The organism is Streptomyces sp. NPDC008313 (genome assembly GCF_042956125.1).
Classification (GTDB): domain Bacteria; phylum Actinomycetota; class Actinomycetes; order Streptomycetales; family Streptomycetaceae; genus Streptomyces.
In genome coordinates this window covers 47,444-59,199 of sequence record NZ_JBIBFR010000025.1, presented here as the reverse complement: position 1 = coordinate 59,199, position 11,756 = coordinate 47,444, and the positions used below count along the sequence as shown (strand labels likewise).

Annotated in this window: 10 protein-coding genes and 3 tRNA genes; 5 read left to right on the top strand and 8 right to left on the bottom strand. The window is 71.4% G+C overall.

The window, feature by feature from the left end; translation table 11 throughout:
* Positions 1–225 precede the first annotated feature (225 nt).
* The gene (locus tag ACFY93_RS28135) at positions 226–1,764 is read left to right on the top strand and encodes a N,N-dimethylformamidase beta subunit family domain-containing protein (protein ID WP_391364109.1); all 1,539 of its coding nucleotides are present in this window, start codon (positions 226–228) and stop codon (positions 1,762–1,764) included.
* A 154-nt stretch (positions 1,765–1,918) separates the two neighbouring features.
* A complete protein-coding gene (locus ACFY93_RS28130; protein ID WP_391364107.1) occupies positions 1,919–2,818 on the top strand; it encodes a phosphoribosylaminoimidazolesuccinocarboxamide synthase in 900 nt (299 codons plus the stop codon).
* Between the two features lie 101 nt (positions 2,819–2,919).
* On the opposite strand, the gene ACFY93_RS28125 is transcribed toward ACFY93_RS28130, so the two are convergent.
* The 8 genes from ACFY93_RS28125 to ACFY93_RS28090 form a co-directional block, all read right to left on the bottom strand.
* Positions 2,920–2,995: transfer RNA gene (locus ACFY93_RS28125), tRNA-Gly, on the bottom strand.
* 23 nt (positions 2,996–3,018) lie between these two features.
* A complete protein-coding gene (locus tag ACFY93_RS28120; protein ID WP_391364198.1) occupies positions 3,019–3,621 on the bottom strand; it encodes a response regulator in 603 nt (200 codons plus the stop codon).
* Positions 3,622–3,797: 176 nt separating this feature from the next.
* Positions 3,798–5,114, bottom strand: coding sequence for a histidine kinase (locus tag ACFY93_RS28115; RefSeq protein ID WP_391364106.1), 1,317 nt, complete (start codon positions 5,112–5,114; stop codon positions 3,798–3,800).
* A gap of 134 nt (positions 5,115–5,248) precedes the next feature.
* Positions 5,249–6,043 carry an ABC transporter permease gene (locus ACFY93_RS28110; RefSeq protein ID WP_391364104.1) on the bottom strand — a complete coding sequence of 265 codons (795 nt, stop codon included), beginning with the start codon at positions 6,041–6,043 and terminating at the stop codon, positions 5,249–5,251.
* The gene (locus ACFY93_RS28105) at positions 6,040–7,056 is read right to left on the bottom strand and encodes an ATP-binding cassette domain-containing protein (protein ID WP_391364102.1); all 1,017 of its coding nucleotides are present in this window, start codon (positions 7,054–7,056) and stop codon (positions 6,040–6,042) included. The genes ACFY93_RS28110 and ACFY93_RS28105 overlap by 4 nt, the downstream gene beginning before the upstream one ends.
* 206 nt (positions 7,057–7,262) lie before the next feature.
* Positions 7,263–7,338 (bottom strand) — tRNA-Gly (locus tag ACFY93_RS28100).
* 79 nt (positions 7,339–7,417) lie between these two features.
* A tRNA-Gly gene (locus tag ACFY93_RS28095) sits at positions 7,418–7,489 on the bottom strand.
* Positions 7,490–7,756: 267 nt separating this feature from the next.
* Entirely contained in the window at positions 7,757–8,074 is a 318-nt protein-coding gene (locus ACFY93_RS28090; RefSeq protein WP_391364100.1) for a histone-like nucleoid-structuring protein Lsr2, read from the bottom strand.
* A gap of 378 nt (positions 8,075–8,452) precedes the next feature.
* On the opposite strand from ACFY93_RS28090, the gene purS reads away from it, so the two are divergent.
* From purS to purL, 3 genes are read left to right on the top strand one after another with little or no spacing between them, the layout of a single operon-like run.
* On the top strand, positions 8,453–8,719 hold the full coding sequence (gene purS / locus ACFY93_RS28085; RefSeq protein ID WP_391364098.1) for a phosphoribosylformylglycinamidine synthase subunit PurS: 267 nt from the start codon (positions 8,453–8,455) through the stop codon (positions 8,717–8,719).
* Positions 8,716–9,396 (top strand): phosphoribosylformylglycinamidine synthase subunit PurQ, encoded by a 681-nt coding sequence (gene purQ / locus ACFY93_RS28080; RefSeq protein ID WP_391364096.1) that lies wholly within the window; start codon positions 8,716–8,718, stop codon positions 9,394–9,396. The genes purS and purQ overlap by 4 nt, the downstream gene beginning before the upstream one ends.
* A complete protein-coding gene (gene purL / locus ACFY93_RS28075; RefSeq protein WP_391364094.1) occupies positions 9,393–11,651 on the top strand; it encodes a phosphoribosylformylglycinamidine synthase subunit PurL in 2,259 nt (752 codons plus the stop codon). The genes purQ and purL overlap by 4 nt, the downstream gene beginning before the upstream one ends.
* The last annotated feature ends 105 nt before the right edge of the window (positions 11,652–11,756 follow it).

Genomic DNA, 11,756 nt, shown 5'->3' with positions numbered 1-11,756 from the left:
ATGCGTGCGTAATGTGATGTGCTGGGTCCCTTCGCGAGCACCGCGCCCCGAGCGCGGACCGCGTACGCCGGAACCGACAGGGGAGAGGCGGCGCGACCCGCACGCGACACGACGTGAACAGCACGACGTGAACAGCACGATGCGCGCACCGCGACGTGAACCACACGGCGCGCACGCGCGACGCGCCCAGCATGATGCTCGGGGGCACGAAGGAGGGGAGCGGACATGGGATCGGAACGGATCCGCCGCTGGGAGTCGGGGGCGCTCGCACACGCCGTGACGGACCCCTTCGGCCAGGGCCCGGTTCCCTGGCTGCGCGGAGACGAGCAGTACTTCGGCGACACCGGTCAGGTCGTCCCCTGGTACATCGACCCCGCCCCGGGCGCCACACCTGCCCGGGACCAGGACGGCGGCCCGGATGCCGGGCGGACCCGGACCCGGACCGCGTCGCTCAAGGGCGCCATCCCCCAGCCGCGCACCAGCGGCCCCCGGCCCGCGGACGACGTCCACCACCAGATCAAGGGCTTCGCCTCGACCGGCGCCGTCGCCCCCGGAGAGGCCGTCGACTTCCACATCACCGTCGACCCGCCCCAGGAGTTCGGCGTCGACATCTACCGCATCGGCCACTACGGCGGGGACGGCGCGGCGAAGATCACCACCAGCCCCCGGCTGTCCGGCATCGTCCAGCCCCGCCCGCTGGCGGCCGACCGCACGGTGTCCTGCCACCACTGGTGGCTCTCGTGGCGCCTGCAGATCCCGAGCTACTGGAACGTCGGCGCGTACGTGGCGGTCCTGACCACCGCCGACGGCCACCGTTCCCACGTGCCGTTCACGGTCCGCGACGACCGCCCCGCCGACCTGCTGCTCCTGCTGCCGGACGTCACCTGGCAGGCGTACAACCTCTACCCGGAGGACGGCCGGACCGGCGCCAGCCTCTACCACGCCTGGGACGACGAGGGCCGCCTGCTCGGCGAGGCGGACGCCGCGACGACCGTCTCCTTCGACCGTCCGTACGCCGGTTCCGGGCTCCCGCTGCACGTGGGCCACGCCTACGACGTCATCCGCTGGGCCGAGCGCTACGGCTACGACCTCGCCTACGCCGACGCCCGCGATCTGCACGCCGGCCGCGTCGATCCCACCCGCTACCGGGGCCTGGTCTTCCCGGGCCACGACGAGTACTGGTCGGCGCGGATGCGCCGCACCACGGAGCTGGCCCGCGCGCAAGGCACCTCCCTCGTGTTCCTCTCCGCCAACACCATGTACTGGCAGGTCGAGCTGGGCCCGTCACCGTCCGGGGTCCCCGACCGGCTGCTCACCTGCCGCAAACGCAGAGGGCCGGGCAAGCCCGCCCTCTGGCGGGAGATCGACCGCCCCGAGCAGCAGCTGGTGGGCATCCAGTACGCGAGCAGCGTCCCCGAGCCCCGCCCGCTCGTCGTGCGCAACGCCGACCACTGGCTGTGGGAGGCGACCGGCGCGCAGGACGGCGACGGGATCGACGGCCTCGTCGCCGGTGAGGCGGACCGTTACTTCCCGCGCACCGCCCTGCCCGAGCACGACGACCGGATCCTGCTCGCCCACTCCCCCTACGGCGACGGCGCTCCCCGCCATCAGGAGACCTCGCTGTACCGGGCTCCGTCGGGCGCCCTGGTCTTCGCGTCCGGGACGTTCGCCTGGTCGCCGGCGCTGGACCGTCCCGGCCACGTCGACGCGCGTATCCAGCGCGCCACGGCCAACCTCCTCGACCGCATCTGCAAACGCGACTGAGCTCCGGCCCCGGGAAAGCGGCCGGCACCCGCCGGTCCGGGCTCGGTCCTGACCGGTCCTGGCCGTCCGCCGCGCGCCGCATCCGACCCCGGCAGGGCACCGCTCCCGGCATACGGGAGAATCGAGTCATTGGCCAGAACCACGGGGAGGAACCGTGTCCGGATTCGTAGAAAAGCCCGAGCCCGTTCAGGTGCCGGGTCTGGTGCATCTGCACACCGGCAAGGTGCGCGACCTGTACCAGAACGAGGCGGGCGACCTCGTGATGGTCGCCAGCGACCGCATGTCCGCCTATGACTGGGTGCTCCCCACCGAGATCCCGGACAAGGGCCGCGTTCTCACCCAGCTCTCCCTGTGGTGGTTCGACAAGCTCTCCGACCTGGTCCCGAACCACGTCCTGAGCACGGACCTGCCGCCCGGCGCCCCCGCCGACTGGGCGGGCCGCACCCTGGTCTGCACGTCCCTGCGAATGGTCCCCGTCGAGTGCGTCGCCCGCGGTTATCTGACCGGCTCCGGACTCGTCGAGTACAAGGAGTCCCGGACCGTTTGCGGTCTCGCGCTCCCCGAGGGCCTGACCGACGGCTCGGAACTCCCGGCGCCCATCTTCACCCCGGCCACCAAGGCCGCGGTCGGTGAGCACGACGAGAACGTCGCGTACGAGGAGGTCGCCCGCCAGGTCGGTGCGGACACCGCCGCCCAGTTGCGGCAGGCGACGCTCGCCGTCTACAGCCGCGCCCGGGACATCGCCCGCGAGCGGGGGATCATCCTCGCCGACACCAAGTTCGAGTTCGGCTTCGCGGACGGGGCGCTCGTCCTCGCCGACGAGGTGCTGACCCCCGACTCGTCCCGCTTCTGGCCCGCCGACCAGTGGAAGCCGGGCCGGGCGCAGCCGTCGTACGACAAGCAGTTCGTCCGCGACTGGCTCACCTCCGCCGAGTCCGGCTGGGACCGTCACGGCGAGCAGCCGCCGCCCGCGCTGCCGCAGCCGGTCGTGGACGCCACGCGCGCCAAGTACATCGAAGCCTACGAGCACCTGACCGGCATGACCTGGTCGTAACGGGGCTCTGGCCGCCCCCGCCGCGGGCCCCCGGCAACTGCCGGGGCCCGGGCCGTAGGGAACGACGAAGGCCCCGGTCGACTCGACCGGGGCCTTCGATGTGGAGCGAACGACGAGGTTCGAACTCGCGACCTCAACCTTGGCAAGGTTGCGCTCTACCAACTGAGCTACGTTCGCACTGCGCCGTGGCGCGACAGCCACTATACCCAACCGCGCTCGCGCGCGAGCCGTACCGCCGCGTGCCGATTCTCCGCGCCGAGCTTGGTGGCGGCGGACGAGAGGTAGTTCCGTACGGTCCCCTGGGACAGCGCGGCCCGCTCGGCGATCTCCGCCACGGGCGCCCCGTCGGCGGCGAACTCGAGCACCTCGGCCTCGCGCGCGGTCAGCGGCGAGTCCCCGGCGGAGATCGCGTCGGCGGCCAACTCCGGGTCGACGTAACGGTTCCCGGCGTGGACGGTACGGATGATCTCGGCGAGCCGCTGGGCACTGACCGTCTTCGGGACGAACCCCCGCACTCCTGCCGCGAGCGCCCGCTTCAGATGCCCGGGGCGGCCGTGGCTCGTCACTATCAGCGTCCGGCACGTGGGCAGTTCCCTCCGCAGGGTTGTGGCCACCTTCACACCGTCGGCTCCGGGCATGTCCAGGTCCAGGACGGCCACGTCGGGCACGTGCGCCCGCGCCATGGCGAGCGCCTCCGGCCCGGTCGCGGCCTCGGCGACCACGAGCAGGTCGTCCTCCAAGGCCAGCAGCGCGGCGAGCGCGCCCCGGATCAGGTGTTCGTCGTCGGCGAGCAGCAGACGCACGGCCCGGGCGGCGCCGGAGGCGGAGGCGGGGGAGGGGCCGGGGGCCGGGTGTCCGGGCCTGCCGACCGGTCCGGACGGCCCGGGTTGTTCGGACGGCACAGTCTGTCCGGACGGCACGGTCTGTCCGGACGGCACAGTCTGTCCGGAGGGCTTGGGCGGTGCGGATCGTTCGGATGTCATGGGGTGACCTCGGTCGCGGGGTGTGGGACGGGAAGAGGGAGGCGCGCCGGGGCGGCGTCCGCAGGGGCGCCCGCCGGCAGCGGCACCTCGGCCGTCAGGCGGAAGCGGCCGTCCTCGGCGGGGCCGGCCCGGAGCACTCCGTCCACCTGGGTGAGCCGTTCGCGCAGCCCCGCGAGCCCGGAGCCCCTGCCCGGCTCGGAGGCGAGCCCGGGGCCTCGTCCGGTCTCCGGCGCGGTGCCCGCGGGGCCGGGCGCTCCGTCGTTCTCGACGGTCAGCAGCACGCTGCCGTCCGCCGTCCGCAGGGACACCGTGCAGTGGGCGGCGTTCCCGTGCCGCAGGACGTTCGTCGTCGCCTCGCGTACGACCCAGCCGAGCGCGGACTGGACCTGTCCGGGCAGTCCCCCCGCCGAGCCGCTGAGCGCGCACTCGATGCCCGCGGCCTCCAGCACGCCCCGCGCACCGGTGAGTTCCACCTCCAGGTCCGCCTCGCGGTAGCCGCGGACGACCTCGCGCACCTCGCGCTGGGACTCCCCGGCGATCCGCTGGACCTCGGTCATCTGGTCCACGGCCTCCGGCTTTCCGCGCCGCGCCAGCTGTACCGCGAGTTCGCTCTTCAGGGAGATCACCGCGAGGTTGCGCCCGATCACGTCGTGCAGATCGCGCCCGAAGCGCAGCCGCTCCTCGGCGACGGCGAGGCGGGCACGGGTCTCGCGGGCCTCGTCGAGCGCGTAGACGGCGTTGAGCAGCCAGACGGAGAAGACGGAGGTGAAGGCCAGGAACCCGGAGGACACCAGCGCGGCCGTCGCCATGGCGAGGGCGACCACCCAGGGCAGGCCGATCAGGAGCGACACGGTCCCGGCTCCCGCGCCGAAGCCGGCCACGACGGCCAGCACACGGCGCCGGCCACGGAACCCGAGTGAGAGGGTGCCGGCGCCGAAGGCCAGGACGCTCACGAAGAGCGCGCCACCCGCCGACTCGGCCGCGTCGCTGCCGGGACCCTGGGATGTGAGGACGAGGGCGCCGGCGCCGAGCAGGACGGTGGCGGCGATCAGCGCGCCGAGCAGGCGCACGGGCCGCTCGCGGCGGTCGCGGACCCAGTCCAGGGCCCGGGACGCGGTGACCGCGGAGAGCACGGCGTGCGCGCAGACGGCCAGGAACACCCATCCGCCGAGGAACGCGCCCATGTCGCCGAACATGAGGCTCCCGACCGTGGTGACCTCGATGAACCCGAAGAAGTGGAACGACCAGCGGGTGTACGTCTCGACCTTCGCCGGAGTGCTCTTCCGGCGCCACCAGCCGCCCGGTCTGCTCATACCGGCCTTCATGTCGGCTCTCCCCTTCCACGTCCCGCCCCGCTCACGGGGCGCGCGAGTTCTGTGAGCCCGAAGGCCCCACATGAGCCCCGTCATCCAGCGCATCCGTCCTCGGTGCCCGGCCGTGCCCGTCGTCAGCGCCGTGGTTCCCAGCGGAACCACCGGCGTACAGCAAACACCGCGACCGCTGTCCAGGCCAACGCCGTCACGAGCGCGCCCAGGGTCTCGGAGGCGGACAGTCCGCCGGTCCAGCCACCCCGGACCAGGGTGATCACCGGAGTCAGGGGCAGCACCTCGCAGAGCGAGGCCAGCCGGTCCGGCATGAGCTCCAGCGGGACGACGGTGCCCGAGCCCAGCAGGGACACCAGCATCAGCGGCATGGCGGCGACCTGGGCGCCCTCCACACTTCTGCTGAAGGACGCGGTGACCGCCGCGAGCGGGGGCCACATCACGAGGCCCAGCAACAGGCCGAGGAGGGCGAGATGAGGCGCCTCGGGTGCGCCGATGTCCAGGAGCGCGGCGCACCCGGCGGTCAGGACCAGGCTCTGGACGAGGCCGATCATGACCGCGGGCAGGGCCGCACCCGCGAGGATCTCGGAGTCCCTGGGCTCGCCGGTGCGCAGTCTCTTGAGGACGAGCTCCTCGCGGCGTGCCGCGTACACGCTCACCAGGGAGCTGTAGACCGCGAACAGGAGCGAGAAGCCGATCGCGGAGGGCAGGATGACCGAGCCGACCGAGAGGCCGGTGCCCTTCAGGTCCATCCCGTCGACGGTCGAGCGCAGGCTGAGGGGCAGGGCCAGCGGCACGAACACCGCGGCGAACAGGGTCGCCTTGGTGCGTCCCAGCAGGGTGAGCTCGGCGCGGGCGAGGGCGGCCATCCGCCCCGCCGCCGTGGTCGTCGCGCTGTGGGTCGCGGCTGTGGCGCTCATGCCGACGCTCCCTTTCCGCTCATGGCCGCCGTACGCGGGCCGGTGGATGTGGTGGGGCCGTCCTCGTCGGCCTCGGTCGCCTCCCTGGCGATTCTCAGGAACGCCTCCTCCAGTGAGGCCGACCGCACGTCGAGGGCGCGCAGCTCGACGCCGGCGCGGTCGGCCCACAACAGCAGTGCCGTGGCGGCCTGTTGCAGCTCACTGGTGCGCAGCCGCACCGTGCGGCCCGTCGTCTCGTGGCCGGTGACGCCGAGCTCGGCGAGCGGGGGCAGGTCTCCGAGGAAGTACCCGTCGGGGAGCTCGAAGGAGATCCGGGAGGGCTGGGAGGCGGTGACCTCGGCCGGGGTGCCGGACGCGGCGATGCGCCCGGCGTGGAGTATGGCGAGCCGGTCGGCCAGGACCTCCGCCTCCTCCAGGTAGTGGGTGGTGAGCAGCACGGTCGTCCCGTCGTCGCGCAGCGCGGAGATCAACTCCCAGGTGGCGCGGCGTCCTTCGGTGTCGAGACCGGTGGTCGGCTCGTCGAGGAAGAGGACCTCGGGGTGGCCGAGGAGCGCGAGCGCCAGGTCGAGACGGCGCTTCTCGCCCCCGGAGAGCTGCTTCACGCGTACCCGTGCGCGCTTCGTGAGACCGACGAGCTCCAGGGCCTCGCCGGTGGGGCGGGCGCCGCTGGTGCAGCCGGCCCACATCCGGACCGTCTCGGTGACGGTCAGCTCGGAGGGGAAGCCGCCCTCCTGGAGCATCACGCCGACCCGGGGCCGCACGGCGGCCCGCTCCGCGTACGGATCGTGGCCGAGGACCCGGACGCGGCCGCCCGCCGGTGGCGCGAGCCCTTCGAGCAGCTCGACCGTCGACGTCTTCCCCGCGCCGTTGGTGCCGAGCAGCGCGAAGATCTCGCCGCGGGCCACGGAGAGGCTGATGCCGCGCACCGCCTCGAAGCCGCCTCCGTACACCCGGCGCAGGTCAGTGACCTCGATCACGTGGTCGTGCTCGGTCGTGCTTTCGCTCCTGGTCATGACTCAAGCGTCTCCCCCGGCGGGGGCCGGCAGCAGTGCGCGCTGTCATCGGGTGGCATGACAAATGTCAGACGCGGGCCGGTGAGGGCGGGACGGGAGGGGTGCATGCGACGCGTGGGCGGGCTGAGCCGAATACGCCGAAGGGCGAGGAGAGATGACGTGGGAACAGCAAAAGACCCCGGCCGATTCGACCGGGGCCTTCTCCATGGAGCGGACGACGAGGCTCGAACTCGCGACCTCAACCTTGGCAAGGTTGCGCTCTACCAACTGAGCTACGTCCGCATTGCCTCCGACCAGCTCTCACTGATCGGCGCGAGCACCAGCCTACCTGATCCATAAGGATGCTCGGTGAGCGATGCAGAGCGGGTGACAGGAATTGCACACTGCGCCTTCCCCCTGGAAGGGGGATGTTCTACTACTGAACTACACCCGCGTGACTCCGTGAGGCCCGGCCTTTCGGCCTCGCCCCTCGGCGTGCTCCAGACTCTAACTGACCAGCAGGGGGGCAGCGCAAGTCGGTTGCCCTCAGGGCCCGATGACGGGCACAGGCGGCCGTCGTCCGGACGGCGCCGCCGCGAGTGCCGCCGCGCCCGGCGGCCGCGTCGTCCCGGACGTCGCCCGAACGTCGGCCCCCGGACCTGGGCCCCGGCCGTCGTCCCCGGACGGTGCTCCGTCCGCGGCGGCCGGGGAGCGGCCCCTGTCAGTGCGCCTCGGCGAACGCCTCGTACACCTTCTTGGGGATCCGGCCGCGCGGCGGGACGTCCAGCTGGTTGGAGCGGGCCCAGGCCCGGACGGCCGCCGGGTCGGGGGTCAGCGCGGTGTGGGTGTACGCCTTCCCGGACCGCGCCCGCTTGCGGCCGGCCTCGACGTAGGGCGCGAGGGCCTTACGCAGTTTCTTGGCGTTGGCTTGATTCAGGTCGATCTCGTACGACTTGCCGTCCAGCCCGAAGGCGATCGTCTCCGCCGCTTCCGAGCCGTCGATGTCGTCAAAGACAGTGACTACGACACGCTGCGCCACGAATATCGGTCCCTTCGTGCGACATACCCCGCGATGACGTGCGATGACGGCGTGCTTGAGGGAGCGGGCACGTCGCTCGGCAGCGTACGGAGTTGTCGGCTGTCCGGCTGTTATGGGAGAAAGTATCGGCTATTGCCAATTCATTTGTACAGTGGTTGGCATTGCAATGTGAAGCCCGACTAAAACCGTCCGCGTGTCCCGGCGCAATGGGGGTCTCCGTCCGGCTCCCGAGATTTTTCCCGGGATTTTCCGTGAAGGCACTGGCGCGGGCCCCTCGTGGTGATGACGGTCACGTAGGAAGCTACGAATCTACGCGAGTAGAAATTTTGTCCGGGTAGTCTGAAGGGACCTGCTCAGCACCACACACCGGGAGTGCCAGTGGCACGCGTCGTAGTCGACGTCATGCTCAAGCCGGAGATCCTCGACCCCCAGGGCCAGGCGGTGCAGCGTGCACTGCCGCGCCTCGGTTTCGAGGGCGTCTCCGATGTACGTCAAGGAAAGCGTTTCGAACTCGAAGTCGACGGGCCGGTCGACGAAGCCGCGCTCGCCCGCATCCATGAGATGGCGGAATCCTTCCTCGCCAACACCGTGATCGAGGACTTCACCGTGAAGGTGGAGGACGAGAAGGTGGAGGCCGGAAAGTGACCGCTCGCATTGGAGTCGTCACCTTTCCCGGCAGCCTCGACGACCGTGACACCCAGCGCGCGATCAAGCTCGCCGGGGCCGAGCCCGTCGCTCTCTGGCACAAGGACAAGGACCTCAAGCAGGTCGACGCCGTGGTGCTGTGCGGCGGTTTCTCCTACGGCGACTATCTGCGCGCCGGTGCCATCGCCCGCTTCTCGCCGGTGATGGAGACCCTCCTGGAGCAGGCGAAGTCCGGAATGCCCGTCCTCGGCATCTGCAACGGCTTCCAGATCCTCACCGAGGCCCATCTGCTGCCCGGCGCGATGCTCGGCAACGACCACCTGCACTTCATCTGCCGTGACCAGAAACTGCGGGTGGAGAACGCGGACACCGCCTGGACCACCGACTACACGTCCGGCCAGGAGATCCACATCCCGCTGAAGAACATGGACGGGCGGTACGTCGCCGACGAGCGCACCCTCGACATGCTGGAAGCGGAGGGCCGCGTCGCCTTCCGCTACCTGGAGGGCAACCCGAACGGGTCGTTGCGGGACATCGCCGGCATCTCGAACGAGGCGGGCAACGTCGTCGGACTGATGCCGCACCCGGAGCACGCCACCGAACCCCTCATCGGGTCCGGCCGCACCGACGGCCTCCCCTTCTTCACCTCGATCATCAAGAAGCTGGTCACCGCATGAGCCGCACTCCGCTGGACACGGTCGAGAACGCGGCCGCGACCCCCGACGTCGAGCTGCCCTGGGCCGAGCTGGGCCTCAAGAAGGACGAGTACGAGCGGGTCGTGGAGATCCTCGGCCGCAGGCCCACCGGCGCCGAGCTCGCCATGTACTCGGTCATGTGGTCCGAGCACTGCTCGTACAAGTCCTCCAAGGTCCACCTCCGCCAGTTCGGCGAGAAGGCCCCGCAGTCCGACGCGATGCTGGTCGGCATCGGGGAGAACGCGGGCGTCGTGGACGTCGGCCAGGGCTACGCCGTCACCTTCAAGGTCGAGTCGCACAACCACCCCTCGTACGTGGAGCCCTACCAGGGCGCGGCCACGGGCGTCGGCGGCATCGTGCGCGACATCATCGCGATGGGCGCCCGCCCGGTCGCGGTCGTGGACCCGCTGCGCTTCGGCGCGGCCGACCACCCCGACACCAAGCGCGTCCTGCCCGGCGTCGTCGCCGGCATCGGCGGCTACGGCAACTGCCTGGGCCTGCCGAACATCGGCGGCGAGGTCGTCTTCGACGCCTGCTACCAGGGCAACCCGCTGGTCAACGCCGGTGCCATCGGCGTGATGAAGCACGAGGACATCCACCTCGCGAAGGCGTCCGGCGCCGGCAACAAGGTCATCCTGTACGGGGCCCGCACGGGCGGCGACGGCATCGGCGGCGCCTCCATCCTGGCCTCCGAGACCTTCGACGACGCCAAGCCCTCCAAGCGTCCCGCCGTCCAGGTCGGCGACCCCTTCCAGGAGAAGCTCCTCATCGAGTGCACCCTGGAGGCGTTCGCCGAGAAGCTGGTCGTCGGCATCCAGGACCTGGGCGCGGCCGGCCTGTCGTGCGCCACCTCCGAGCTGGCCTCGAACGGTTCCGGCGGCATGCGCGTCACCCTCGACGACGTACCGCTGCGCGACTCCACGCTCTCGCCCGAGGAGATCCTCATGAGCGAGTCGCAGGAGCGCATGTGCGCGGTCGTGGAGCCGGAGAAGGTCGACCGTTTCCTCGAGATCTGCGACAAGTGGGACGTCATCGCGACGGTCATCGGTGAGGTCACCGACGGCGACCGCCTGGAGATCTACTGGCACGGCGGCAAGATCGTCGACGTCGACCCGCGCACCGTCGCGCACGACGGCCCGGTCTACGAGCGCCCCTACGCCCGCCCGTCCTGGCAGGACGCACTCCAGGCGGACGACGCGAACAAGCTGCCCCGGCCCACGACGTCCGACGAGCTCAAGGACCAGGTCCTCAGGCTCGTCTCGTCCCCGAACCAGGCCTCCAAGTCCTGGATCACCTCCCAGTACGACCGCTTCGTGCAGGGCAACACGGTGCTGGCGCAGCCCGAGGACTCGGGCATGATCCGCATCGACGAGGAGACCGGACTCGGCGTCGCCATCGCCACGGACGGCAACGGCCGCTACGCGAAGCTCGACCCGTACACCGGCGCGCAGCTCGCGCTCGCCGAGGCCTACCGCAACGTGGCCACGACGGGCGCCAAGCCCCTCGCGGTCTCCGACTGCCTGAACTTCGGCTCGCCCGAGGACCCGGCCGTCATGTGGCAGTTCGCCGAGGCGATCCGCGGCCTCGCCGACGGCTGTCTGCAGCTCGGCACCCCCGTGACCGGCGGAAACGTCTCGCTCTACAACCAGACGGGCGAGGCCGCCATCCACCCGACGCCGGTCGTGGCCGTGCTCGGTGTGATCGACGACGTCACGCGCCGCACCCCGGTCGCCTTCCAGGAGGAGGGCCAGCTCCTCTACCTGCTCGGCCACACCCGTGAGGAGTTCGGCGGTTCGGCCTGGTCGCAGGTGATCCACGACCACCTCGGCGGTCTGCCGCCGCAGGTGGACCTGGAGCGTGAGCGGCTGCTCGGCGAGATCCTGATCTCCGCCTCCCGCGACGGAATGATCGACTCCGCACATGACCTGTCCGACGGCGGCCTGGTCCAGGCGGTCGTCGAGTCCGCGCTGCTCGGCGGCAAGGGCGCCCGGCTGGTCGTCCCGGACGGCCTCGACGCGTTCACGTTCCTCTTCTCGGAGTCGGCGGGCCGCGCGGTCGTCGCCGTCCCGCGCTCGGAGGAGCTCCGTTTCAACGACATGTGCGGTGCGCGCGGCCTGCCGGCCACCCGCATCGGTGTCGTCGACGGGGACGCGGTCGAGGTCCAGGGCGAGTTCACCCTCCCCCTGACCGATCTCCGCACGGCCCACGAGGCGACCATCCCGGCCCTGCTGGCCTGATCGCCCGGCGGGCGGTACACGTTGAAGGCCCCGGCCGGATCCTCACGATCCGGTCGGGGCCGCGGCGTTGTCGGTGGCCGCTGCTAGCGTTTTGTGGTGTCGACG